This is a genomic window from Micromonospora sp. C31 (genome assembly GCF_018070575.1).
Taxonomy (GTDB): domain Bacteria; phylum Actinomycetota; class Actinomycetes; order Mycobacteriales; family Micromonosporaceae; genus Micromonospora.
This window is the reverse complement of the sequence record NZ_JAGPXN010000006.1, coordinates 148,598-170,973: the sequence shown is the minus strand read 5'-3', so window position 1 is coordinate 170,973 and position 22,376 is coordinate 148,598. Positions and strand designations below refer to the sequence as shown.

26 protein-coding genes are annotated in these 22,376 nt (G+C 73.7%); 14 read left to right on the top strand and 12 right to left on the bottom strand.

The features are described 5' to 3' along the window. Positions 1–26: 26 nt before the first annotated feature. Positions 27–434, bottom strand: coding sequence for a VOC family protein (locus tag KBX06_RS10905; RefSeq protein ID WP_210834346.1), 408 nt, complete (start codon positions 432–434; stop codon positions 27–29). A gap of 100 nt (positions 435–534) precedes the next feature. Continuing rightward, complete coding sequence (gene sigB, locus KBX06_RS10900) at positions 535–1,551, bottom strand: RNA polymerase sigma factor SigB (protein ID WP_374225612.1); 1,017 nt, start codon at positions 1,549–1,551, stop codon at positions 535–537. A gap of 250 nt (positions 1,552–1,801) precedes the next feature. Between sigB and KBX06_RS10895 the strand changes: the two genes are divergently transcribed. Then, the gene (locus KBX06_RS10895; protein WP_210834344.1) at positions 1,802–2,590 is read left to right on the top strand and encodes a sporulation protein; all 789 of its coding nucleotides are present in this window, start codon (positions 1,802–1,804) and stop codon (positions 2,588–2,590) included. Positions 2,591–2,671: 81 nt separating this feature from the next. Here the strand turns inward: KBX06_RS10895 and dtd are convergent, their stop codons facing one another. Then, positions 2,672–3,094, bottom strand: coding sequence for a D-aminoacyl-tRNA deacylase (dtd, locus tag KBX06_RS10890; RefSeq protein WP_210834343.1), 423 nt, complete (start codon positions 3,092–3,094; stop codon positions 2,672–2,674). Continuing rightward, complete coding sequence (locus KBX06_RS10885) at positions 3,094–4,578, bottom strand: methyltransferase (RefSeq protein WP_210834342.1); 1,485 nt, start codon at positions 4,576–4,578, stop codon at positions 3,094–3,096. The genes dtd and KBX06_RS10885 overlap by 1 nt, the downstream gene beginning before the upstream one ends. 194 nt (positions 4,579–4,772) lie before the next feature. Here KBX06_RS10885 and KBX06_RS10880 point away from each other — a divergent pair, with 194 nt between their 5' ends. From KBX06_RS10880 to KBX06_RS10870, 3 genes are all read left to right on the top strand, one after another. Beyond that, positions 4,773–5,354, top strand: coding sequence for an HhH-GPD-type base excision DNA repair protein (locus KBX06_RS10880; protein WP_210834341.1), 582 nt, complete (start codon positions 4,773–4,775; stop codon positions 5,352–5,354). A 56-nt stretch (positions 5,355–5,410) separates the two neighbouring features. Next, on the top strand, positions 5,411–6,652 hold the full coding sequence (locus KBX06_RS10875) for a low temperature requirement protein A (protein ID WP_210834340.1): 1,242 nt from the start codon (positions 5,411–5,413) through the stop codon (positions 6,650–6,652). 123 nt (positions 6,653–6,775) lie between these two features. Further along, a complete protein-coding gene (locus KBX06_RS10870; RefSeq protein WP_210834436.1) occupies positions 6,776–7,132 on the top strand; it encodes a DUF3099 domain-containing protein in 357 nt (118 codons plus the stop codon). A 49-nt stretch (positions 7,133–7,181) separates the two neighbouring features. Here KBX06_RS10870 and KBX06_RS10865 read toward each other — a convergent pair whose 3' ends face one another. Both KBX06_RS10865 and KBX06_RS10860 read right to left on the bottom strand, forming a co-directional pair. Further along, complete coding sequence (locus tag KBX06_RS10865) at positions 7,182–8,078, bottom strand: carbohydrate kinase family protein (protein ID WP_210834339.1); 897 nt, start codon at positions 8,076–8,078, stop codon at positions 7,182–7,184. Next, positions 8,075–9,004 (bottom strand): pseudouridine-5'-phosphate glycosidase, encoded by a 930-nt coding sequence (locus tag KBX06_RS10860; RefSeq protein ID WP_210834338.1) that lies wholly within the window; start codon positions 9,002–9,004, stop codon positions 8,075–8,077. Before KBX06_RS10860 ends, KBX06_RS10865 begins: the two co-directional genes overlap by 4 nt. 86 nt (positions 9,005–9,090) lie before the next feature. Between KBX06_RS10860 and KBX06_RS10855 the strand changes: the two genes are divergently transcribed. The 3 genes from KBX06_RS10855 (at position 9,091) to KBX06_RS10845 (ending at position 11,897) form a co-directional block, all read left to right on the top strand. After that, positions 9,091–9,309 carry a DUF3039 domain-containing protein gene (locus tag KBX06_RS10855; protein ID WP_210834337.1) on the top strand — a complete coding sequence of 73 codons (219 nt, stop codon included), beginning with the start codon at positions 9,091–9,093 and terminating at the stop codon, positions 9,307–9,309. 40 nt (positions 9,310–9,349) lie between these two features. After that, entirely contained in the window at positions 9,350–10,000 is a 651-nt protein-coding gene (locus KBX06_RS10850) for a trimeric intracellular cation channel family protein (protein ID WP_210834336.1), read from the top strand. A 166-nt stretch (positions 10,001–10,166) separates the two neighbouring features. After that, positions 10,167–11,897 carry a DEAD/DEAH box helicase gene (locus tag KBX06_RS10845; RefSeq protein ID WP_210834335.1) on the top strand — a complete coding sequence of 577 codons (1,731 nt, stop codon included), beginning with the start codon at positions 10,167–10,169 and terminating at the stop codon, positions 11,895–11,897. A 100-nt stretch (positions 11,898–11,997) separates the two neighbouring features. Here KBX06_RS10845 and KBX06_RS10840 read toward each other — a convergent pair whose 3' ends face one another. Then, positions 11,998–12,231, bottom strand: a complete 234-nt coding sequence (locus KBX06_RS10840) for a hypothetical protein (RefSeq protein WP_074474066.1) — start codon at positions 12,229–12,231, stop codon at positions 11,998–12,000. 244 nt (positions 12,232–12,475) lie between these two features. Next, on the bottom strand, positions 12,476–14,086 hold the full coding sequence (locus tag KBX06_RS10835; RefSeq protein WP_210834334.1) for an RNA polymerase sigma factor: 1,611 nt from the start codon (positions 14,084–14,086) through the stop codon (positions 12,476–12,478). Between the two features lie 456 nt (positions 14,087–14,542). Between KBX06_RS10835 and KBX06_RS10830 the strand changes: the two genes are divergently transcribed. After that, complete coding sequence (locus KBX06_RS10830; protein WP_210834333.1) at positions 14,543–15,361, top strand: inositol monophosphatase family protein; 819 nt, start codon at positions 14,543–14,545, stop codon at positions 15,359–15,361. A gap of 112 nt (positions 15,362–15,473) precedes the next feature. Here KBX06_RS10830 and KBX06_RS10825 read toward each other — a convergent pair whose 3' ends face one another. Next, on the bottom strand, positions 15,474–15,986 hold the full coding sequence (locus KBX06_RS10825) for a LytR C-terminal domain-containing protein (protein ID WP_210834435.1): 513 nt from the start codon (positions 15,984–15,986) through the stop codon (positions 15,474–15,476). Positions 15,987–16,418: 432 nt separating this feature from the next. Here KBX06_RS10825 and KBX06_RS10820 point away from each other — a divergent pair, with 432 nt between their 5' ends. Both KBX06_RS10820 and KBX06_RS10815 read left to right on the top strand, forming a co-directional pair. Next, positions 16,419–16,715 carry a DUF4193 domain-containing protein gene (locus tag KBX06_RS10820; RefSeq protein ID WP_007075406.1) on the top strand — a complete coding sequence of 99 codons (297 nt, stop codon included), beginning with the start codon at positions 16,419–16,421 and terminating at the stop codon, positions 16,713–16,715. Between the two features lie 138 nt (positions 16,716–16,853). Beyond that, positions 16,854–17,735, top strand: coding sequence for a hypothetical protein (locus tag KBX06_RS10815; protein WP_247685624.1), 882 nt, complete (start codon positions 16,854–16,856; stop codon positions 17,733–17,735). Positions 17,736–17,784: 49 nt separating this feature from the next. Here the strand turns inward: KBX06_RS10815 and KBX06_RS10810 are convergent, their stop codons facing one another. Beyond that, positions 17,785–18,285: a DUF3093 domain-containing protein gene (locus tag KBX06_RS10810; protein ID WP_210834433.1), complete on the bottom strand. Its 501-nt coding sequence runs from the start codon at positions 18,283–18,285 to the stop codon at positions 17,785–17,787. Between the two features lie 88 nt (positions 18,286–18,373). On the opposite strand from KBX06_RS10810, the gene dut reads away from it, so the two are divergent. The 4 genes from dut (at position 18,374) to KBX06_RS10790 (ending at position 20,880) form a co-directional block, all read left to right on the top strand. Beyond that, a complete protein-coding gene (gene dut, locus KBX06_RS10805; protein ID WP_307854572.1) occupies positions 18,374–18,964 on the top strand; it encodes a dUTP diphosphatase in 591 nt (196 codons plus the stop codon). Between the two features lie 25 nt (positions 18,965–18,989). Beyond that, the gene (locus tag KBX06_RS10800) at positions 18,990–19,658 is read left to right on the top strand and encodes a DUF3710 domain-containing protein (RefSeq protein WP_210834332.1); all 669 of its coding nucleotides are present in this window, start codon (positions 18,990–18,992) and stop codon (positions 19,656–19,658) included. 126 nt (positions 19,659–19,784) lie between these two features. Further along, positions 19,785–20,165, top strand: a complete 381-nt coding sequence (locus KBX06_RS10795) for an OB-fold nucleic acid binding domain-containing protein (protein ID WP_210834331.1) — start codon at positions 19,785–19,787, stop codon at positions 20,163–20,165. A gap of 31 nt (positions 20,166–20,196) precedes the next feature. Beyond that, the gene (locus KBX06_RS10790) at positions 20,197–20,880 is read left to right on the top strand and encodes a DUF3159 domain-containing protein (RefSeq protein ID WP_210834330.1); all 684 of its coding nucleotides are present in this window, start codon (positions 20,197–20,199) and stop codon (positions 20,878–20,880) included. 38 nt (positions 20,881–20,918) lie between these two features. Here KBX06_RS10790 and KBX06_RS10785 read toward each other — a convergent pair whose 3' ends face one another. Both KBX06_RS10785 and KBX06_RS10780 read right to left on the bottom strand, forming a co-directional pair. After that, a complete protein-coding gene (locus KBX06_RS10785; RefSeq protein ID WP_210834329.1) occupies positions 20,919–21,608 on the bottom strand; it encodes a TrkA family potassium uptake protein in 690 nt (229 codons plus the stop codon). Between the two features lie 2 nt (positions 21,609–21,610). Continuing rightward, the gene (locus KBX06_RS10780; RefSeq protein WP_210834328.1) at positions 21,611–22,276 is read right to left on the bottom strand and encodes a TrkA family potassium uptake protein; all 666 of its coding nucleotides are present in this window, start codon (positions 22,274–22,276) and stop codon (positions 21,611–21,613) included. Positions 22,277–22,376: the final 100 nt, after the last annotated feature.

Genomic DNA, 22,376 nt, shown 5'->3' with positions numbered 1-22,376 from the left:
ACACCTTGCGGGCGGCGGCGGATCGGTCAGGCCCGCGCGGAGATCTGCTGTACGGCCCAGGCGTTGCCGTCGGGGTCGGCGAAGTGGATGAAGCCGACGTTGTCCAGCGGGTCGGGCACCGGGCGGGGGTTCTCGCCGACGACCTGGATCTCGCTGACCTCGACGCCGCGCCCGACCAGCTCCGCCCGCGCCCGGCGCAGGTCGGGTACGACGAGCTGGAGGCCCTTGAGCGAACCCGGGGGCATCTGCGGCACCACCCCCTTGCCGATCACGATCGAGCAGCCGGAGCCGGGCGGGGTCAGCTGCACGATCCGCGCGTCGTCGTTGATCACCGTGTCGTGGTCGACGGCGAAGCCGAGCTGGTCGGCGTAGAACGACTTGGCCCGGTCCACGTCGGAGACCGGCACGATCACCACTTCCAGGGCCCAGTGCACACCTGTTGGTAGCCCGCCGGGCGGCCCGGGTCAAGGACCACGGCCCGGACGGCCCCGAGGCCCCGGCGAACCGCCGGGGCCTCGCGTGGTGCCGGGAACGTCAGCAGGCGTACGCCTCCAGGCGCTGCGCCCGTTCCGGGGCGCGCAGCTTGAGCAGGGTCACCTTCTCGATCTGCCGGATCCGCTCCCGGGACAGGCCGAACTCCCGGCCGACCTCGTCGAGGGTGCGCTGCCGGCCGTCGTCGAGGCCGAAGCGGAGCCGGATGACGGCCTGCTCCCGCTGGGAGAGGGTGGACAGCACGATGCTCACCTCGTTGCGCAGCTCGCCCTGCGCGGCGGCGTCGCCGGGCTCGGCGCTCGGGTCGACGGCGGCGACGAAGTCGCCGAGCGCGCTCTCGCCGTCCTCGCCCACCGCCTGGTCGAGGCTCACCGGCTCCCGGTCGTACGAGATCAGCTCGATCACCTGGAACTCCGGGATGTCCATGGCTCGGGCCACCTCGGCGACGGTGGGCTCGCGGCCCAGCGAGACGGAGAGCTCGCGGCGGGCCCGGACCATCCGGTTGACCTGCTCGACCATGTGCACCGGGATGCGGATGGTGCGGGCCTGGTCGGCCATCGCCCGGGTGATCGCCTGCCGGATCCACCAGGTGGCGTAGGTGGAGAACTTGTAGCCCTTGGCGTAGTCGAACTTCTCGACGGCGCGGATCAGGCCGAGGTTGCCCTCCTGGATCAGGTCGAGGAAGGCCATGCCGCGACCGGTGTAGCGCTTGGCGATGCTCACGACCAGCCGCAGGTTGGCCTCCAGCAGGTGGTTCTTCGCGGCCCGGCCCTGCGCGACGATCAGTTCCAGGTCGGTCCGCAGTTGCGTCGACACGGGGGTGCAGGTCGCCAGTTTCTCCTCGGCGAACAGACCGGCCTCGATCCGCTTGGCGAGGTCGACCTCCTGGGCGGCGGTCAGCAGCTTCGTCCGACCGATGCCGTTCAGGTATGCCCGGACCAGATCCGTGGAGACGCCGCGCTCGTCGGTGGCGTCGAGGTCGGTCAGGGTGTCGGTGGCGCTCGCGGCCTCGGTGGTGCCGGCCGGGCGCGTCCTGTGCTCCGTCATCTGAAGGGCCATCTCAGTTTCTCCCCGTGTCCACGTCTGTGCCGTTGGATCCGGCCCAGTGGTGCCGGTGTGACACACAGCTTGGCGGGCGGAGCGTGAAACGGGAGTGAGGCGATCGGGCACCCGACACGAATTGCGTCGATGGCCTGCTCAGCGTGGCCGGCTCGGCACCGAGCGCTGGTTGCCGCAGGCGGTTACCGTGCCAGCGGTCGGCCGGCACGGCCGGCGACACGGCGCAAGCGAACTGGTCAAGGAGGTTGGCGTGGTCTTCAAGCGGCTCATGCAGGCGATGGGTGTGGGTGGCCCGTCGGTGGAAACCGTGCTGGCGAACCCGAACTGCCGCCCCGGCGGGCAGTTGGAGGGCGTCGTCCACGTGGCCGGCGGCGACCACCCCGTCGACGTGGAGTACGTCGCCCTGGGCCTGGTCACCCGGGTCGAGGTGGAGAGCGGCGACAACGACTACGAGACCACGCAGGAGTTCCACCGGCAGGCCGTGACCGGCAGGTTCCGGCTCGACGCGGGGCAGCGCCAGGACATCCCGTTCCGCTTCGCCGTGCCGTGGGAGACGCCGCTCACCGAGCTGTACGGGCAGCACCTGCACGGCATGACGATGGGGCTGCGTACGGAGCTGGAGGTGGCCCGCGCGGTCGACAAGGGCGACCTGGACGCCGTGGCGGTGCACCCGCTGCCGTCGCAGCAGAAGATCCTGGAGGCGTTCCTGCGGCTGGGCTTCCGGTTCGCCCGCGCCGACGTGGAGCGGGGCCACATCTACGGCGTACGGCAGAGCCTGCCCTTCTACCAGGAGGTCGAGTTCCACCCGGCGCCGCAGTACGCCGGGGCGATCAACCAGCTGGAGGTCACCTTCGTCACCGATCCGCAGCAGATCCAGGTGGTGCTGGAGCTCGACAAGCGCGGCGGCCTGTTCACCGAGGGCCGGGACGCGTTCGGCCGCTTCACCATCGACCACGCCACCGCCGAGCGCACCGACTGGACGGCTCAGCTCGACGCCTGGATCCGCCAGTCGCTCCAGCGCCGCGGTCTCTTCTCCTGACGGCCTCCTCCCGGCCTCTCCGGCCGAGCCCGAGGGTGACGTCGCCCCGTGACCGGCGAGGAGAGGCGGGAGCGCGGGCGCTCAGAGTTCGAGCAGCACCGTACGGGGGCCGACGTTGACGCTCTCGACCAGCATGTGGGCGCGGAAGCGGCCGGTCTGCACCTTGGCGCCCCGGGCACGCAGCGCCTGAACGACCGCCGTCACCAGAGGCTCCGCGACCTCGGCCGGGGCGGCCGCCGTCCAGCTCGGACGGCGGCCCTTGCGGGCGTCGCCGTAGAGGGTGAACTGGCTGACCACCAGGATCGGCGCGCCGGTTTCCGCCGCGGACCGCTCCTCGTCGAGGATCCGCAGCTCGTGCACCTTGCGGGCCATCGTACGGGCGGTCTCGACGGTGTCGGTGTGGGTCACCCCGAGCAGCACCAGCAGCCCGTCGTCGATCGCGCCGACCAGCTCGCCGTCGACCGTCACGCCGGCGCGGCCGACGGTCTGCACCACGGCCCGCATCAGTCGGCCACCGGCTCGATGAAACCGCGCTCGACGAGGTGCGCGACGATCGGCCCGGCCGCCTCGGCCAGCTCCCCGGGGGCCACGTCGTGCGCGACGGCGAGCAGGGCGAGCTGGTCGCGCAGCGAAAGCTGCCCGTCGGCCCCGCCGACCAGGGCCAGGACGAGCGGGTCGATTTCCTCGGTCCAGCGCAGGCCGTGCGGCATGGCCAGCACCTGCCGGTCCACCGCCCAGCCCTCGTCGCCCATGGTGGCCTCCTGCCGCAGTTGGAGGCCGTCGGCGGCCCGGTAGCGGGCGGCGAGCAGCCCGTCGGTGTCGCGGGCGCGCAGCCAGTCCTGGCGGTCGAACCACGCGCCGACCCGGTCGCCGAGCGGCGCCTGCACCCGCTGGCGCAGGTCCTCCACCCGCACGACCGGGTCGTCGTGGCCGCGGCGGCGCAGCGAGACGATGCCGAAGCCGACCGCCTCCACCTTGTGCGCGTCGAACCAGTCGAGCCAGTCCGCCATCCGGTGCGGGTCGGCCGCCTCGCCGACGTCGGTGAGCCACAGGTTGACGTACGCCATCGGGTCGGCCACCTCGCGCTGGATGACCCAGGCGTCCAACCCCGTGCCGGCGAACCAGCCGGTCACCCGCTCGGCCCAGTCCTCCCCGGCGACGTGCACCCAGTTGGCCAGGTACTGCATGGTGCCGCCCTCGGTGAGCAGGCCGGGCGCGGCGGCGGCCAGTTCCGCGCCGATGGCGTCGCCGACCCGCCCCGAGTCGCGGTAGACGTGCGTGGTGGTGCCGGGGCCGACCACGAACGGCGGGTTGCTCACCACCAGGTCGAAGCGCCGGCCGGCGACGGGGGCGACCAGGTCGCCGCGGAGCAGCTCCCAGTCCTGGCCGTTGAGCGCGGCGGTGGTGGCGGCGAAGCGCAGCGCCCGCGCCGAGAGGTCGGTGGCGGTGACCCGCCGCGCGTGGGTGCCCAGGTGCAGGGCCTGCACGCCGGAACCGGTGCCCAGGTCCAGCGCGGTCTCGACGGGCCGGCGGACGGTCGCGCCGATCAGCGTCTGCGTCGCCCCGCCGATGCCGAGGACGTGCTCGGAGTGCAGCGGGCGGCCGGGCCGGGCGCTGGCGGGCACGTCGGCGAGCACCCACCAGTCGTCCCCGTACGGCTCCAGGTCCACGCCCATCCGCAGCCCGTCGCCGTGCCGCTCGACCAGGCCCCCGGCGAGCGCCTCGTCCAACGACAGCGGCGCCAGCGCGGCGGTCACGGCGGCCTCCGGCTCGGTCTGCTCGCAGACGAACACGCGGATCAGGGTGCCGAGCGGGTCGCGGTCCTCGGTGGCGCGCAGCGCCGCCCGGAAGTCGTTGCGGGCGACCCCGCCGGTGGCCTGCGCACCGAGCCGGGTGGCGATGCCGTTGGAGGTGAACCCGGCCCGGGTCAGCGCGGTGCGCAGCGCCTCGACGCCGGCGGGGGAGAGCAGCATGTCGTGTCCGTCCACGTCGCCATCCTGCCTGGCGCCGCGCGCCGCGGCTCGGGCACCCGGGAGATCGGCGTGGCGGCTGCGGCGCCGGCCCCCGGGTCGCCTCCGGGCCGGTCGGCAGAGCCGGCCCCCGGCGCCACCGGAGGGCCGGGGTGGTCGTCGAATCGGCGCGGCCCCTCCGTCGGGCCCGCGTCGTTCGGCAGGATGGTCCCATGACGCTCGCACTGCCCATCGACCCCGAGGCCAACCGGCTGCTGGAGCGCAGCCCGCTGGCGCTGCTGCTCGGCATGGTCCTCGACCAGCAGGTACCGATGGAGAAGGCGTTCTCCTCGCCGTACGTGCTGACGCGGCGACTCGGACGCGACCTGGACGCCCGGGAGTTGGCCGAGCACGACCCGGAGGCGCTGCTGGCTCTCTTCGCCCGCCCGCCGGCGCTGCACCGCTTCCCGAAGGCGATGGCGGCCCGGGTGCAGGAGGTGTGCCGGGTCCTCGTCGACCGGTACGACGGTGACGCCGCCCGGCTCTGGCGCGACGCCGCCGACGGCCGGGAGTTGCTGCGCCGCGTCGGCGACCTGCCCGGCTTCGGCGCGCAGAAGGCGCAGATCTTCCTCGCGCTGCTCGGCAAGCGGTTCGGGGTCACGCCGACGGGCTGGCGCGAGGCGGCCGGCGGCTACGGCGACCCGGACGCCCACCGTTCGGTGGCCGACGTCACCGACGCGGACTCGCTGCGCCGGGTGCGCGAGTACAAGCAGCAGATGAAGGCGGCGGCGAAGGCGAAGACCGCCGGGGGCTGACGCAACCACGGGGTCGGGCCGGTCGTTGTAGCCAGGATGGCGACGACGGGCAGCCGATGACGGACGAGCGAGCCGGGCGGCTGCTGCGGCCGGCGGACAGCTCGCCCCGGGCCACCTTCCTGGAACTCTTCTTCGACCTGGTCTTCGTCTTCGCGCTGACCCGGGTCTCGTTTCGCCTGATCGGCGCCGTCGACGAATCCCTCGGCGAGCTGGTCCTCGAGATCGTGCGCACCGGCGCGCTCTTCCTCGCCCTCTGGCTGCTCTGGTCGATCACCGCCTGGGTGACCAGCCGGTACGAGCCGGAGGAGGGGGTGATCCAGTTCGTCGTGGTGGGGTCGATGTTCGGCGCCATGGTGATGGCCGTGGCGCTGCCCCGGGCGTTCGAGGAGCGGGCCCTGCCGTTCGTGCTGGGATACCTGGCGGTGATGGTCGGCCGCCCGCTGGTCATGGCCGTGGCGTTGCGGAACCACCCGCGCCGTACGGTCCCGTTGCGGCTCGGCGCCTGGGCGGTCGCGGGTGCCGTGCCGTGGCTGGCCGGGGCACTCGCGCCGGAACACCTGCGCCTGGCGCTGTGGATGTGCGCGCTGGCGATCGACGGCGTCGGCCTCCTGCTCGGCTGGCCGCTGCCCCGGCTGGGCCCGGCGCGCGCGTCCGGCTGGTTGATCATGGGGGAGCACCTGGCCGACCGCTACCAGCAGATCTTCCTCATCTCGCTCGGCGAGACGATCCTGGTCATCGGGCTGACCTACAGCGGCGTGGACTTCACCGCCGACCGGGCCGGCGCCTTCGCGGTGGCGTTCGTCACCACGGCGCTGCTCTGGCGGATCTACTTCCACCGGGCGGGCCACCTGCTCGCCGAGGCGCTGCGGGTGGCCCGGTCGCCCGGCCGGCTCGGCTCCTCGGCCGGCGCCACCCACCTGGCCATCGTCGTCGGCGTGCTGAGCACCGCCGTCGGCTACGAGCTGGTGATCGACCATCCGTACGGCCGGACCGACCCGGCCTGGTTGGCCTTCGTCGTCGGCGGCCCGGCGCTCTTCCTGGCCGCCCGGGCCCGCTTCGAGTACGAGATCTTCGGCCGGGTGTCCTGGTCCCGGGTGGGCGGCCTGCTGACGCTGCTCCTGCTGGCGCCGGCGTTCACCCTGGGGCCGCCCATGGTGGCGCTCACGCTGGTCGCCGTCGTACTGGCCGGGGTGGCGGCCGCCGACGCGCGGCGCAGCCGGGGTCGTGCCCCCGAGACGTCCGCTTCGCCGCTCGGGCACGGCGAAGCGGGGGAGGCGGGCTTCCACCGGGCCCCGTGAGCGGGGAGCGGGATCAGGCGGCGGTCGGCCGGGAGAGGGCGGCCATACGGGGGTGCCGCGATCCTCGCTGATCACGCACAGCAGGTGTCAGGATGGGGCGTAACCCCTCGAGGAGGTTCCGTGGTGAAGCGTCAGGCGTACCAGCCGATCCTGATCACCGACGCCTCGCACAGCCAGGACGACCAGCTCACCAGCCGTCAGAAGCGCTACGTGCTGATGATGGGCGTCCGGGTGGCCTGCGTGATCGTCGGTGCCGTCCTGGTCGGCGTGCAGGCCCCACTGCTCTGGCTCTGGCTGCCGATGGTGGCCCTGGGCATGGTGCTCATCCCGTGGCTGGCGGTCCTGCTGGCCAACGACCGCCCGCCCAAGGAGCAGCACCGGCTGGCCAACCGGTTCCAGCCGCGACACCGGGACGAGACCCCGCCGATGAGCCTCACCGCCGACGAGCGCCCCCACCGGATCATCGACGCCGAGCCCTGACCCACCCGTCCGCCGGGGCGGGCCCGACCCCGCCCGGCGGGCCAGCAGGTCACGGAGCGGGGCGGGCGCCGATCTGCGAGACGGCGAGCGCACCGAGGTCGCCGGCGCGGCCCAGCGCCACCGTCGGCTCCGCACCGTCGAGCCAGGCGGCCAGCAGCCCGGCCGCGAACGCGTCCCCCGCGCCGGTGACGTCGACCACCGCCACCCGGCGGGCCGGCGCGACGGCGACCGAGGCGGCCCGGTCCACCCAGACCGCCCCGGCGGCGCCCCGCTTCACGACGATCCGCCGGGCGGAGGCCGACAGCACCCGCCCCTGCGCCGCCGGATCCAGCCCGCCGGCCAGCACCGTCGCCTCGTCGGCGTTGACCAGGAGCAGGTCGACCCCGCGTACCCAGGACAGGAAGGCCGCCGCGCCGACCCGCCGCAACGGGGCCGCGGAGGCCGCGTCGACGCTGGTGCTGAGACCGCGCTCGCGGGCGGCGGCCAGCGCCCGCAGCCCCGCCGGCCGGGACTCGTCGTCGAGCAGGGTGTACCCGGACAGGTGCAGGTGCCGCGCGTCCGGCGCCGCGGCCAGCGCCGCGTCGACGTCGGCCGGGGCCAGCCGCAGGTTGGCGCCCCGTTCGGTGACCATCGACCGCTCCCCGGCCGTGGCCAGCACGATCACCGTCCCGGTGGCGCGGTCGGGGCACACGGTCGTCGCGCAGTCGACCCCGGCGCGCTCCAGCTCGGCCACCCGGTCCCGGCCGGCGTCGTCGTCGCCGACGGCACCGACCAGCGTGACCGGTACGCCCTGGGCGGCGAGCCAGGCCGCGGTGTTGGCGGCCTGCCCGCCGCCGCTGAACCGGATCGCCGCCGGGGTGTCCGATCCGGTGGCCAGGGGCCCGGTCAGCACCGCCACCACGTCGGTGATCAGGTCACCGACGACGAGGACACGGCCTGCGCTCATGCCCCGGCGCGGCGGTCGGCCGCGGCGACGGCGATCCGGGCGGCGAGGTCGGCGTTGCGCAGGATGATCCGGACGTTCACCGCCAGGCTCGCCCCCTCGGTCGCCGAGTGGAAGTGCGCGAGCAGGTAGGGCGTCACGGCCTTGCCGGTGACCCCGTCGCGCTCCAGCAGGGCCAGCCCGTCGGCGAGGGTACGGTCGTGCAGCCGCGGGTCGAGCTGCTCGTCGGTCGGCAGCGGATTGGCCACGATCAGGCCGCCGTGGTGCACGCGCTGCTGCTCCCGGGCCACCAGCACGTCCGCCACCTGCTCGGCCGACTCCAGCGACCAGTCCAGGTCGAAGCCGCCGTCGGTGATGAAGAAGCCGGGAAAGCGCCGGGTCCGGAAGCCGACGACGCCGACGCCGAGGGTCTCCAGCCGCTCCAGGGTGGCGCCCACGTCGAGGATCGACTTGACCCCGGCACAGACCACCGCGATCGGCGTACGGGCCAGGGTGACCAGGTCGGCCGACTCGTCGAAGGTCTGCGCCGCCTCCCGGTGCACCCCGCCGAGTCCGCCGGTGGCGAACACGGCGATCCCGGCGGCGGCGGCCACCGCGCTGGTCGCGGCCACGGTCGTGGCGCCGTCCGCGCCGCTCGCGGCGGCGAGGGCGAGATCGCGTACGGAGAGCTTGGCGACCCCGTCGACGGTGGCGAGCCGGGTCAGCTCCGCGTCGTCGAGGCCCACCACGAGCCGCCCGCCGACCATGCCGATGGTCGCCGGTACCGCGCCCGCGTCCAGGACGGCCTGCTCGATCTCGCGTGCCACCCGCAGGTTGTCCGGCCGGGGCAGGCCGTGCGAGACGATGGTGCTCTCCAGGGCGACGACGGGACGCCCGTCGCGCAGGGCGGCGGCAACCTCGCTGCCGTAGCGGATGTGAAAGTCGGTCACGTCACCACCGTACGGCCCCGTCCGGGTGACCTGAAGTGGACCGGAGCGGGGGTGACCTGCCAGACTTGTCGGTCGGAGGTGCAGAAGTGAGCACAGAGGTTCTCGAGCGTCCGGAGCTGAAGGACGCCGACACCGGTCCCGAGATGTTCCACTACGTGCGCAAGGAGAAGATCGCGGAGAGTGCCGTCATGGGCACCTACGTCGTCGCGCTCTGCGGGGAGACCTTCCCGGTCACCAAGGCCGCCAAGCCCGGCTCCCCGGTCTGCCCGAAGTGCAAGGAGATCTACGACTCCTGGGGCGAGTGAACGTGGGCGACCCTCCCGGTCGCGCACGTAGCCTTCGCCGGTGACCACCTCCACCGCCCTGCTCCTCGCCGACCTCACCGGGGTGGCGGTCTTCGCCGCCTCCGGGGCCTCCGCGGCGGTGGCCAAACGGCTCGACCTCTTCGGCGTCGTCTTCGTCGGCTTCGTGGCCGCGCTCGGCGGCGGGATCTTCCGGGACCTGGCGATCGACGAGGCGCCCCCGCTGGCCTTCGGCGACTGGCGGTACGCCGCCACGGCCGCCGTCACCGCCGTCGCGGTCTTCTGGCTGCATCCCCAGTTCGCCCGGCTGCGCACCACCGTGCTGGTGCTGGACGCGGCCGGGCTGGCGCTGTTCACCGTGACCGGCACCGTCAAGGCCCTCGACGCCCAGGTACCCCCGGTGGGGGCCTGCGTGATCGGCATGCTCACCGCGATCGGCGGCGGCCTCGGCCGCGACCTGCTCACCGCCGAGATCCCCGTGGTGCTGCGGCGGGAGATCTACGCCGTCGCCGCGCTCGCCGGCTCGATCCTGGTGGCCCTGCTGGACGCCCTCGGGCGCGCCAACGCCGGCTGGCTCACGGCCGCGGCGGTGGTCGTCTTCCTGCTGCGACTGGTGGCGCTGCGCCGCCGGTGGTCCGCGCCGGTGCCCACCCAGCGTCCCCCGCGTACGGGAGCCCGCGGCACCCACCCCTGACGGGTGGCGGATGTGACCAGCGTGGCGTCGGCTGGGTCGGGCGGCCCGTGCTGGTTATGCTGAGTCGGCCTTCGCGGCACCATCTGCGCGGAGGCGTTTTCATGGGCGGCGGTACCCGTGGCCCTCGCCCGGGGTCCGCCGTCAGGCGGTCGGAGAGGAGCTTCCCGTGGCGGCCCGGATGCCGGCGATCGAGACGTTTCCGGCACTGCGCGCGTGGCAGCGCAAGGCACTCGTGGAGTACCTGCGCCGACGGGACCCCGACTTCACGGCGGTCGCCACCCCGGGCGCCGGCAAGACCACCTTCGCCCTGCGGATCGCCGCCGAGCTGCTCGCCGACGGCACCGTCGACGCGGTGACCGTGGTGGCCCCGACCGAGCACCTGAAGACCCAGTGGGCGCAGGCGGCGGCCCGCGTCGGCATCCAGCTCGACGCCGCGTTCCGCAATGCCGACCTGCACTCCGCCACCGACTTCCACGGCGCCGTCGTGACGTACGCGCAGGTCGGCATGGCGCCCCACGTGCACAAGCGGCGCACCCTCACCCGGCGGACCCTGGTCGTCCTCGACGAGATCCACCACGCGGGGGACAGCCGCTCCTGGGGCGACGGGGTGAAGGCGGCCTTCGAGGGCGCCGAGCGCCGGTTGATGCTCACCGGGACCCCGTTCCGCTCCGACGACAACCCGATTCCGTTCGTCAGCTACGAGCGGGGCGGCGACGGCCTGCTCCGCTCCCGCGCCGACTCGGTCTACGGCTACGCCGACGCGCTGCGCGACGGCGTCGTCCGGCCGGTGCTCTTCCTGGCGTACTCGGGGGAGACCCGGTGGCGCACCAACGCGGGGGAGGAGCTGGCGGCGCGGCTCGGCGAGCCGATGACCCAGGACCTCGTGGCGCAGGCGTGGCGTACCGCACTGGACCCGGCGGGCGACTGGATGCCGCAGGTGCTGCGGGCCGCCGACGCCCGGCTGACCGTGCTGCGCAACGCGGGCATGCCCGACGCCGGTGGGCTGATCATCGCCAGCGACCAGCAGACCGCCCGCTCGTACGCGAAGCTCATCGAGCAGGTGACCGGCGAGCGCGCGGCGGTGGTGCTCTCCGACGACGTGGGCGCCTCGGCGCGGATCGCGACGTTCGCGGCGTCCGAGCAGCGCTGGCTGGTGGCGGTCCGGATGGTCTCCGAGGGTGTCGACATCCCCCGGCTGGCGGTCGGCGTGTACGCGACCAGCGCCAGCACCCCGCTCTACTTCGCGCAGGCGATCGGCCGCTTCGTCCGCGCCCGCCGCCCGGGCGAGACCGCCTCGGTCTTCCTGCCCAGCGTGCCGCACCTGCTCGGGCTGGCCAGCGAGATGGAGGCGGAGCGGGACCACGTCCTCGGCAAGCCCAAGGACCGCGAGGGCTTCGACGACGACCTGCTGGAGCGCGCCCAGCGCGACGACCAGGCCAGCGGCGAGCTGGAGAAGCGTTTCGCCGCGCTCTCCGCCACGGCCGAGCTGGACCAGGTGATCTTCGACGGCGCCTCGTTCGGCACCGCCGCCCAGGCCGGCACCCCCGAGGAGGAGGAATACCTCGGCCTGCCCGGGCTGCTCACCGCGGACCAGGTGGCCCTGCTGCTCACCAAGCGCCAGCAGGAGCAGCTCGCGGCCCAGCGGCGCCGGGCCGTCAGGCCCGCTGAGGCAGCCGCTGAGGCACCCAAGGCGCCGCCGGCCCCGATGAGTGCCGCCCAGCGTCGGGTCGCCCTACGGCGCCAACTGAACGCCCTCGTGGCCGCGCGGCACCACCGCACGGGGCAGCCGCACGGGAAGATCCACGCGGAGCTGCGCCGGCTCTGCGGCGGCCCGCCGAGCGCCCAGGCCACCATCGAGCAGCTCGAGGAGCGCATCGCCACCGTGCAGACCCTCTGACGGTCGCATCCTCGCATCGGTGCGGGGGGACGCAGAAAGCCGGTCGGAGGCCCCCCTCGGGGGCCTCCGACCGGCTATGTCGTAAGTCCTGCGGAATCTCTCAGTTCGCCATCAGATCGGCGCCACGCCAGCTGAACTCCGGGTCCGTCGCGAATCGTACGGTGATCTTCACGAGATCCTCCGCGTACTTGTTCGCGTGGTGCCCACAGAACACCAACTCGCTCCCACCCGCCAGAGTGATCCGGAGCTTGCCGGCAGCATTGCAGCGGTCGCACCGTTCATCGGCGGCTGGGGGGGCCACCGTCTCGGGCGGCGGCGTGAGGGTCGGGGTCATCGCCTTCCTCCTCTGGTCGTCACCGATGAACAATCTCTTCGGTCGTTGCTCACCTATCGTGCAACACCCTGTCCCGGCGCTGCCTTCCCTGTGTGCCCGCGGGGGACCGAGGTCACACATGGCAGGGACAGTGTGCCGTGCACCAAGGGTGCCACGTCAACGATCACATTCGTGCAACCGGACGATCACCTTCCGACGTTGCACGTCAGGTGATCAAAACGACACGAACGGTTGACGATCGCGATCAGTCCAGGTAGTCCCGGAGCACCTGCGAACGTGACGGGTGGCGCAGCTTGGACATCGTCTTGGACTCGATCTGCCGGATCCGCTCCCGGGTCACCCCGTAGACCTGGCCGATCTCGTCCAGCGTGCGAGGCTGGCCGTCGGTCAGGCCGAAGCGCAGGCGTACCACACCCGCCTCACGCTCGGACAACGTCTGCAGCACCTGCTGGAGCTGGTCCTGAAGGAGCGAGAACGACACCGCGTCGACCGCGACCACGGCCTCGGAGTCCTCGATGAAATCGCCGAGCTGGCTGTCGCCCTCGTCGCCGATGGTCTGGTCCAGCGAGATGGGCTCCCGGGCGTACTGCTGGATCTCCAGCACCTTCTCGGGTGTGATGTCCATCTCCTTGGCGAGTTCCTCCGGAGTGGGCTCGCGGCCCAGGTCCTGGAGCAGCTCACGCTGGATGCGGCCGAGCTTGTTGATGACCTCGACCATGTGCACCGGGATGCGGATGGTGCGGGCCTGGTCGGCCATCGCCCGGGTGATCGCCTGCCGGATCCACCAGGTGGCGTAGGTGGAGAACTTGTAGCCCTTGGTGTAGTCGAACTTCTCGACGGCGCGGATCAGGCCGAGGTTGCCCTCCTGGATCAGGTCGAGGAAGGCCATGCCGCGACCGGTGTAGCGCTTGGCCAGCGAGACGACCAGCCGGAGGTTGGCCTCCAGCAGGTGGTTCTTGGCGCGCTCGCCGTCGCGCGAGATCCAGCCCAGGTCCCGCTGCATCTCGCGGGTGAGCTTCTCCTCGCCCTCCTCGGCCGCGCGCAGCCGCTCGGCGGCGTAGAGCCCGGCCTCGATCCGCTTGGCCAGCTCCACCTCCTGCTCGGCGTTGAGCAGCGGGACCTTGCCGATCTGCTTGAGGTAGGCGCGGACGGAGTCAGCCGAGGCGGTCAGCTCCGCGTCGCGGCGGGCCTGCTTGAGCGCCTCCGACTCCTCGTCGTCCCACTCGAAGTCGTTGTCGCTGGCCGAGTTGGCGGCGTCGGTCTCGGCGGCCCGGGTCAGCTCCGCCGGCTCCTCGACGACCACGTCCTCGATCGTGGCGGCCAGCTCCTCCGGGTCGATGTCGCCCTCGGCGCCCTCGCCCTTGGCCTTGCCGCCGGCCTTGGCCGGCTTGGCGCCGGCCGCCGCCACCGTCGCCTTGGTGGCCCGGGTCGACTTGGTCGCCTTCGCCGGCGCGGCGGCCTTGGCGGCCACCTCGGCGGTGGTGCCGTTGGCCTTGCGCGGGGCGGCCTTGCGCGGGGCGGGCGCCGGGGCCTCGTCGGCGGCGGGCGCCTGCTTCGGGGCGGGCGTGGCGGCCTTCTTGGTGGTCTTGGCAGTGGTGGCCCGGGACGCCGGGGTGGCCGATCGGGCGGCGGCGACGCGGCGGCGGGTGCTCGCCGAGCCGTCCACCACCACGGTCACTCCCGCCTCGGAGAGCGCCCGCAGGATCTTCTTGGCCTGGGCCGGAGTCACCTCGGCGGACTCGACGGTGCGCGCGAGCTGAGCCGACGTGAGCTGACCGCCGGCGCTCTGCGCGTGGGCGATCAGAGTGTCGGTGAGCGAGCGAACGTCGGCGCCGGTCTGGCGGGGTTCTGTCACGAATGACCTTCCGGAGGCGAAGAGCGGGCACGGCCGGGTCGTCCGGCACGAACGCGAGGAGCGGTGCCGGGCGATGTCGTTGAGGGACCCCCGTGTCCCGGGCCGGCCGGTCGCTGGCGGTCCGTGGCGCGTGGGCAGGGTGAATTGTAACGCCGTCCGCCGCGATCATCCTGCGGCGCACGGCGTACCGACGACGGGGGCCGCCGATTCGGCACAGATGTGGATTTTATGGCGATCGTACCCTGCGTGCCGAGCCCGGACCGCCGGGTCGCGGCAGCCGGCGATGCGCCCGCTGACGTCCGCTCTTCGCGGTCACCCGGGCTCCGCGAGCCCGCCCGGTACGGGTAGGCGATGATGAGGCGTGGGCACGACGCCGCGGAGAGACGTCGACGACGCCGGTGGGGTCGTGCCGGTACCCACCCGTCACCCGCACCCACCCGCACAGAGGGGCGACCCATGACCAGTCCGGCGCCGACGCCACAGGAGCTGCTCAAGATCGCGATCGAGGTGGCCCGGAACGCGGCGGAGACCGCCCACCGGATGCGTGCCGAAGGGGTCTCGGTGGCCGCGACCAAGAGCACCGTCACCGATGTGGTCACCGCCGCCGACCGGGCGGTCGAGCGGCAGGTCCTCGATGCGCTGGCGGCCCTCCGTCCCGACGACTCGGTGCTCGGCGAGGAGTACGGCGGGGACGCGGCGGGCGGGCCCGGCAGCGGGGTCCGCTGGATCGTCGACCCGATCGACGGCACCGTGAACTACCTGTACGGCCTGCCGCACTCCGCGGTCTCGCTGGCCGCCGAGGTGGACGGCACCGTGGTCGCCGGGGTGGTGCGCAACATCAGCACGGGCGACGAGTGGACGGCCACCGCGGGCGGCGGCGCCTGGCGCGGCGGTGAGCGGCTGCGCTGCTCCACCGAGACGGACCTCGGCCAGGCGCTGGTGGCCACCGGCTTCGGGTACGACCCGCGACGCCGGGCGCACCAGGCCCGCGTGGTGGTCGACCTGATCCCGCACGTGCGGGACATCCGGCGGCTCGGTGCCGCCGCGATCGACCTCTGCTACGCCGCGGAGGGCCGGGTGGACGCGTACTACGAGAAGGGGCTCGCGGCCTGGGACCTCGCGGCGGGCGGCCTGGTGGCCCGTGAGGCCGGCCTGCGGGTCGACGGGCTGCGCGGGGTGCCGGCCGGACCGGACATGGTGGTCGCCGCCCCGCCGGCGCTGTTCGAGCCGTTGCACGCCCGCCTCGCCGACCTCGACGCGTCCGGGGGGCCCTGACCGGCCGGACGGCGGTCGGGCCCCGCCGGCGGCGACGCCGAGGCGCCCCCACGCGGCCTCCGGGAGAGCTCCCACCGCGGCGCCCGGTCCGGCCGGCGTGCCGCGGTGCCGGTCACTCCTTCGGTGCCGGGCAGGAGCCGGGTGGCGCCACCGGCGCGCCCAGGTCGCCGAGGGACTGGTTGACCTCGGTGGTGGTCGCGAGCTGCTGGAAGGACCCGCCCAGCACCACGTCGACCGTGTCGTCCGTGCGCTTCGCGTCGTACACCGTGTTGGCGTCGTCGAGGAAGTAGGCTCGCAGTACGTGCGCCGAGCCCACGGCCTTCGGGCCGTACCGCAACACCGCGATGTCGTCGATCTTCTTCTTCTCCTCGCCGATCTTCTTGACCTGGAACTGCCGGTTGCGGAACTCGTCGCCGATCTCGCGGGCGAGGCCCGGCTGTCCGCTGCCGTTGAGAACGTTGATCTTGACGTCCCTGCGCTCAGGTAGTGCGGTGTCCGCCAGTGGCCACCCCTCGGGGCAGCCCGCGGCGACGCCCGCCCCGCTCTGTGTGTCGCGGACCAGGGCCACGACCACGAAGACCAGGGCCAGCACCGCCAGTAGACCGACGACAACGAGTGCTCGCACTCGCGCAAAGCTCATCAGGGCGCTCCCCGGACAGACGTAGTGGTGGCGGCCGTCGGCGGTCGGGCCGCCCCGCCGGCCGCCGGAGTACGCCGCTGAGGTTAACGGGTGTCCGGCCGTCGCGTGGAAACAGCCGGACATGCCGGCGCGCCATCCGGGAACCGGGTAGTACTACCCCTATCTTCGTGTCGCCTGAGTCACATTGGGAACAACTTCGCGTGCGGGGGCGTACATCTCAGCCACGAGGGCGGTATACATGCCTCGCCCAACGGGGGGGTATGTTCCGCGCTCGCCGGGTGTTCCTTGGGATGCCTCCGTCCGTGCTGTCTTCGGGTCGGGTGACCGACACAAGTGGTGGCCGGCCAGCGGAACCGAAACAGCGTCGTCCGGCGTTGCAACCGGAAGCGACAACATCGATATGGGAGAGTGAGACCGATGGCCACCGACTACGACGCCCCGCGTCGCGACGAGGTCGACCTCGGCGAGGACAGCCTGGAAGAGCTCAAGGCCCGACGCGTCGACTCACAGTCGGGCGCCGTCGACGTCGACGAGGCCGAGGTGGCCGAGAGCTTCGAGCTGCCCGGCGCCGACCTGGCCGACGAGGAACTCACGGTCAAGGTGCTGCCGATGCAGCAGGACGAGTTCCGGTGCGCCCGCTGCTTCCTCGTGCACCACCGCAGTCAGTTGGCGGTGGAACGCAACGGTGAGCTCATCTGCCGCGAGTGTGTCTGACATCGTGCGTCCGCACCAGCGGCGGCTCCCTCGCCGGGGCCGCCGCTGATCGAGTCGCCGTGCGGTACTCCCGCGGACCTGCTTGACTCGTTGACGGGTGACCGTCAGGACGACGCCGGTCCATTCGGGAGGTCGGGCATGAGCGAGCGGAGTGAGTCCGGCGGCACGCGGGGCACCGACCCGCCCCGTGCCGGCGTGGGGGGCGACCGCGCCGAGGTCGTGCCCGCCGGTGGTGGCCGCGGCGACGTCCCGTCCGCGCCCGGCGCGGACGAGCTGGGCGCCACCGTCGCGGCGCTGACCGCCGACGACGTCGAGCCGGCCCGTCGGCGGCAGCTGCTCGGCCGACTCGTCGGGCAGGCGCGCGCGCGTGGGCTGACCGACCTGTTCAAGCCGAGGAGCGCGGTGCGCTGGATGGTCGACACGGTCGCCGAGGTCGCCCCCCACGTGCCCGTACGCGACCTGGCCACCCTGCGCCAGCACTTCGACGGCCTGGACGGCGAGGAGCTGGCCGAGCGGCTGGTGCGCAACGCCGCGCGGACGACCGCCGGGATCGGCGCCGCCGGCGGCGGAGTGGCGGCGGTCGAGTGGGCGGTCGCCCCGACCCTGCTCTCCGCGCCGGTCCTGCTGGCCGCCGAGACGGTTGCCGTGGTGGCCGTGGAGCTGAAGCTGATCGGCGAGCTGCACGAGGTCTACGGGGCGCCGGTACCGACCGGCGGCACCCAGCGGGCGGTCGCGCTGGTGCAGTCCTGGGCCGGGCAGCGGGGGATCAACCCGATGATGCCCGGTGTCGGGGTGGGCGCCGTGCTGGGCACCGCCGCGCGCAAGGAGTTGCGCGACACCCTGCTCAAGCGCTTCGGCCGCAACCTGACCACCCTCGGCCCCTTCCTCACCGGGGCGGCCGTTGCCAGCTACCTCAACCGCCGGGCCACCCGGACGATGGCGGACCAGCTCCGCAGCGACCTGCGTCGCCGGTCCAAGGCCCTGCCGGGCACCCCGCCGGCCCTCCCCGGCGCCGACTGACCCCCGAAGCGGGTCCGGGAGCCGGGACCACCGAGGCGTCGCGGCGGGTTCAGGGGCGGGCGGCGTCGCGGGCGGCGAGGAGCGACTCGGCCAGCTCAACCGGGCGCCGGGTGCTGACCACCCAGAACGGGGTGGGGTCGGCCGGGTCGTCGAGGACCACCTGGACGGCACCGGGGATCCACGGCCGCTGCACCACGAACGCCAGCGGGTCGGCGCCGACGCCGAGCACCTCACGCCGGCCGGCGGCGTCCAACGGGACGACGTCGGCGACGAACCGGGCCGGCAGCCGGGCGTCGTCCACCCGCAGTTCGCCGTCGCGTACCGCGATCCTGATCCGGCCGAGCCAGACCAGGCCGGCGAAGGTCGCCGGCAGCAGCACCACGAACGGCAGCCAGGCGCGGACGCCGGGCGCGCCCATCCAGACCTCCAGGGCGAGCAGCGCCGCCGCGCCCAGCCCGCCCAACCACAGCCACCAGGGCAGAGTGAGCCGCTCGGCGTACCGCGGGGGACCAGCGGCGGCCGGCGCCGGGGAGGACGAGGACGGTGACAGGCTCACTCCTGCCAGGGTACGGCGCACAAAGCCCGACGGAACCGGCAGGATGGCAGGGACCCCAGCAGGACGGACGGAAGAGGGAACCGTGACCGACGTCGTACCCGTGCCCGTACGGCAGCTCGACCCGGAGTTGCCGCTGCCGGCGTACGCCCATCCCGGCGACGCCGGGGCAGACCTGGTGGCGGCGGCGGACGTCGAGCTGCCACCCGGCGGCCGGGCCCTGGTGCCGACCGGCGTGGCGATCGCGTTGCCGGAGGGGTACGTGGGCCTCGTCCATCCCCGTTCGGGGCTCGCGGCCAGACTCGGCGTGACGGTGCTCAACGCGCCCGGTACGGTCGACGCCGGCTACCGGGGTGAGATCCTGGTCAACCTGATCAACCATGATCGGGAGACATCGGCGAAGATCTCCCGTGGCGACCGCATCGCGCAGCTCGTCGTGCAGCGGGTGGCGCGGGCGGAATTCCGGCCGGCGACCGAGCTGCCCGCGTCCCGGCGCGGCAGCGGCGGGCACGGCTCCACCGGCGGCCACGCCGGCCTGGCGTCGTCCCCCACGGGCGGCGGGCCGGGCACGACGAATCCGGAGCCACCGGACGCACGGCGGACGCCGGACGTGCCGGACGCGCGACGGGAAGAGCGGGACCGGGCAGGCGGCCGGACGGAAGAGGTGGCAGGGTGAGAGCGAACAGCGGAGGGTTGGCGCAGTGATCTTCTCCCGGAAGCGGGACAGTGCCGCACGGCACACCCGTGACGAGCGGACGACCGAGGTCCTCGACTCCCACGAGGAGGCGGCCCCGGCCCGCGGCCCGTACGACGCCTCGGAGGCGCCCGAGGGGGTGCCGCGGCTCGACCTGGGCAGCCTGCACATCCCGGCGGTGCGCGACGTCGAGGTGCGGGTGCAGGCCGACCCGGAGGGCGTGATCCAGCAGGTCGTGCTCGTGCACGGCCCGAACGCGCTCCAGCTCGGCGTCTTCGCCGCGCCGCGCTCCGAGGGCATCTGGGACGAGGTGCGCGAGGAGATCCGCCAGTCGCTGTTCAACGACGGCGCCGCGGCCCAGGAGGTCCAGGGCGAGTACGGCACCGAGCTGCGCGCCCGGGTGCGTACCCCGGACGGGCTGACCGACCTGCGCTTCGTCGGCATCGACGGGCCGCGCTGGATGGTCCGCGGCGTCTACCAGGGCGAGGTGGCCACCGACCCGGGCGCCGCCGGTCCGCTCCGGGAATGCCTCGACGGCCTCGTGGTCGACCGGGGCCAGGAGGCCAAGCCGGTCCGCGAGCCGCTGCCGCTGCGGCTGCCCCGCGACGTGACCGACCAGGCGGGCGACCAGGCTCCGGCCGACGGCAACCCGGCACCCGCGCCCCGCGAGGCCTGACCGTCCGGCACGACGAGCCGGGACCGGCCCCGTCGGCGTACGCTGGCGGGACGGTCCCGGCGCCGCCGGGGCCGTCCCGGGTGCCGGCGTCGCGTCGGCCAGCGTGGAGAGGGTGACGCCGAGGTCATGTCGACCGACGAGGGCCGGGGTTCGCTGCGCCGCATGCTGCGCCGGCTCACCGCGAGCGAGGCGGAGATCGAGGCGCAGGAACTGCGTCGGGAGAGCGCCGAGCACGGCGGTGTCCCGGCCGGGCAGTGCACGCGGGGCCAGGTGGTCTCCGTGGCCGGCCGGCTGCGCACGGTGGTCTACACCCCGCGGACCAACCTGCCCACGCTGGAGGCGGACCTCTACGACGGCAGTGACGTGGTCACCCTGGTGTGGCTGGGCCGGCGGCACATCGCCGGGATCGAGCCCGGCCGGCACCTGACCGCGCGCGGGCGGGTGGCCGTGCGCGACGAACGCAAGGTGATCTACAACCCGTACTACGAGCTGGAACCGCCGAAGTGACCCGGTGGCCGCGGCGGACGGAAGGCGTGCGATGACGACGGGACAGCACCGGGCGGCACAGCCGGAGAGCGACCCGCAGGGCGAGGAGCCGCTGCCCACCCTCGCCGAGCAGATGGCCGACCAGCTCGGCGGCTGGCGGGGGCTGGTCGAGTCCAGCATCCCGGTGGTCGTCTTCGTGCTGGCCAACATCGTCGGCGAGCTGCGGCCCGCCGTGATCGCCTCGGTGGCGGTGGCGCTCGTGATCGCCGGTCTGCGACTGGCGCAGCGCCGGCCGGTGCGGCACGCGGTCAACGGACTCTTCGGCATCGCCGTCGGCGCCGCGATCGCCTGGCGTACCGGCGACGAGCGGGACTTCTACCTGCCCGGCATCCTCTACGGCATCGGCTACGGGCTGGCCCTGCTCGTCTCGGCGGCCCTGCGTCAGCCGCTGGTGGGGTGGATCTGGTCGGTGCTGGTGGCCAAGGGCCGCTCGGAGTGGCGCGACGACCCGCGCCTGGTGCGGACCTTCACCGGGCTCACCGTGCTCTGGGGCGTGGTGTGGCTGGCCAAGGTGGGCGTGCAGGCCGGGCTCTACCTGGCCCACCAGGACACGGCCCTCGGCGTGGCGCGGCTGGTGCTGGGCTACCCGCCGTACGTGCTGCTGCTGCTGTTCACGGTCTGGACGGTCCGGCGGGTGACCCGGGAGCCGGAGCCCGAGGCGCTGTCCGGCGGGTGACGGAGCCCGAGGCGCTGCCCGGCGGCTGAGCCGCCGGCTCAGCGCTGCCCGCGGGTGCGCTCGACGCTGTCGGCCCCGAGCACCACCGTGCGGACCGCGTCCTCCATCTCCGCCGTGCACACGAAGATCAGCTCGTCGCCGGCCTCGAGCGAGTCGTCCGGGGTGGGCACCAGCACCCGCTTGCCGCGCAGGATCGCCACCAGCGCCGAGTCGCGGGGCAGCGGGACCGCCCGCAGCGGCTCCCCGACGTACGGGGCGGTCGGCGGCAGGGTGATCTCCACCAGGTTCGCCTCGCCCTGCCGGAACGTCATCAACCGGACCAGGTCGCCGACGGTGACCGCCTCCTCGACCAGGGCGGCCATCACCCGCGGCTTGCTCACCGAGACGTCGACGCCCCACTGCTCGGTGAAGAGCCACTCGTTCTCGGCCCGGTTGACCCGGGCCACCACCCGGGGCACCGCGAACTCGGTCTTGGCCAGCAGCGAGACCACCAGGTTGACCTTGTCGTCCCCGGTCGCCGCGACCACCACGTCGCACCCGGCGAGGTCGGCCTCCTCCAGGCTGGCCAGCTCGCAGGCGTCGGCCAGCACCCAGTCGGCGGCCGGCACCCGGTCGGGCCGCAGCATCCGGGGCTGGCGCTCGATGAGCATCACCTGGTGGCCGTTGTCGATCAGTTCCTGCGCGATGGAGCGGCCCACGTTGCCCGCGCCGGCGATGGCGATGCGCATGCTCACAGCCCTCCTTGCGGCGGCGTCGCCGCCACCGAGGTGACCGTCGCCGCCATGTCGTCGGTGACCAGCATGAAGAGCTGATCACCCTCCTGGATGACGCTGGACGGGGTCGGCAGCGTGCCGATGCCGAAGCGGAGCAGGTACGCCACCCGGGCCCCGGTCGCCCCCTCCAGGGCGCGCACCGGCCGGCCGACCCAGTCCTTGTGCACCGGCACCTCGACGATCGACACCGTGCTCGTCGGGTCCCGGAAGATCTCCACGTTCCCCTCGGGCACCAGGTGCCGCAGCATCCGGTCGGCGGTCCACCGGACGGTGGCGACGGTGGGGATGCCGAGCCGCTCGTAGACCTGCGCGCGTCGCTGGTCGTAGATCCGCGCCGCCACCCGGGACACGCCGAACGTCTCCCGGGCGAGCCGCGCCGAGATGATGTTGGAGTTGTCACCGCTGGAGACGGCCGCGAAGGCGTCCGCCCGCTCGATGCCGGCCTGCCGGAGCACCTCCCCGTCGAAGCCGGCGCCGGTGACCGTGGTCCCGGCGAAGTCGGGGCCGAGGCGGCGGAAGGCGTCGGGATCCTGGTCGATGACCGCGACCGAGTGCCCCCGGGACTCCAGGCTGTGGGCGAGGGTCGAGCCGACGCGGCCACAACCCATGATCACGACATGCACCGCGTCCCTCCTCAAGGTGCGCAACGCCCGGCCGGTTGCCGTGCCGTCTGCGAGCCTGCCACGTTCCCGGCGCGGACGCGGAACGACGGTACTCCGCCGG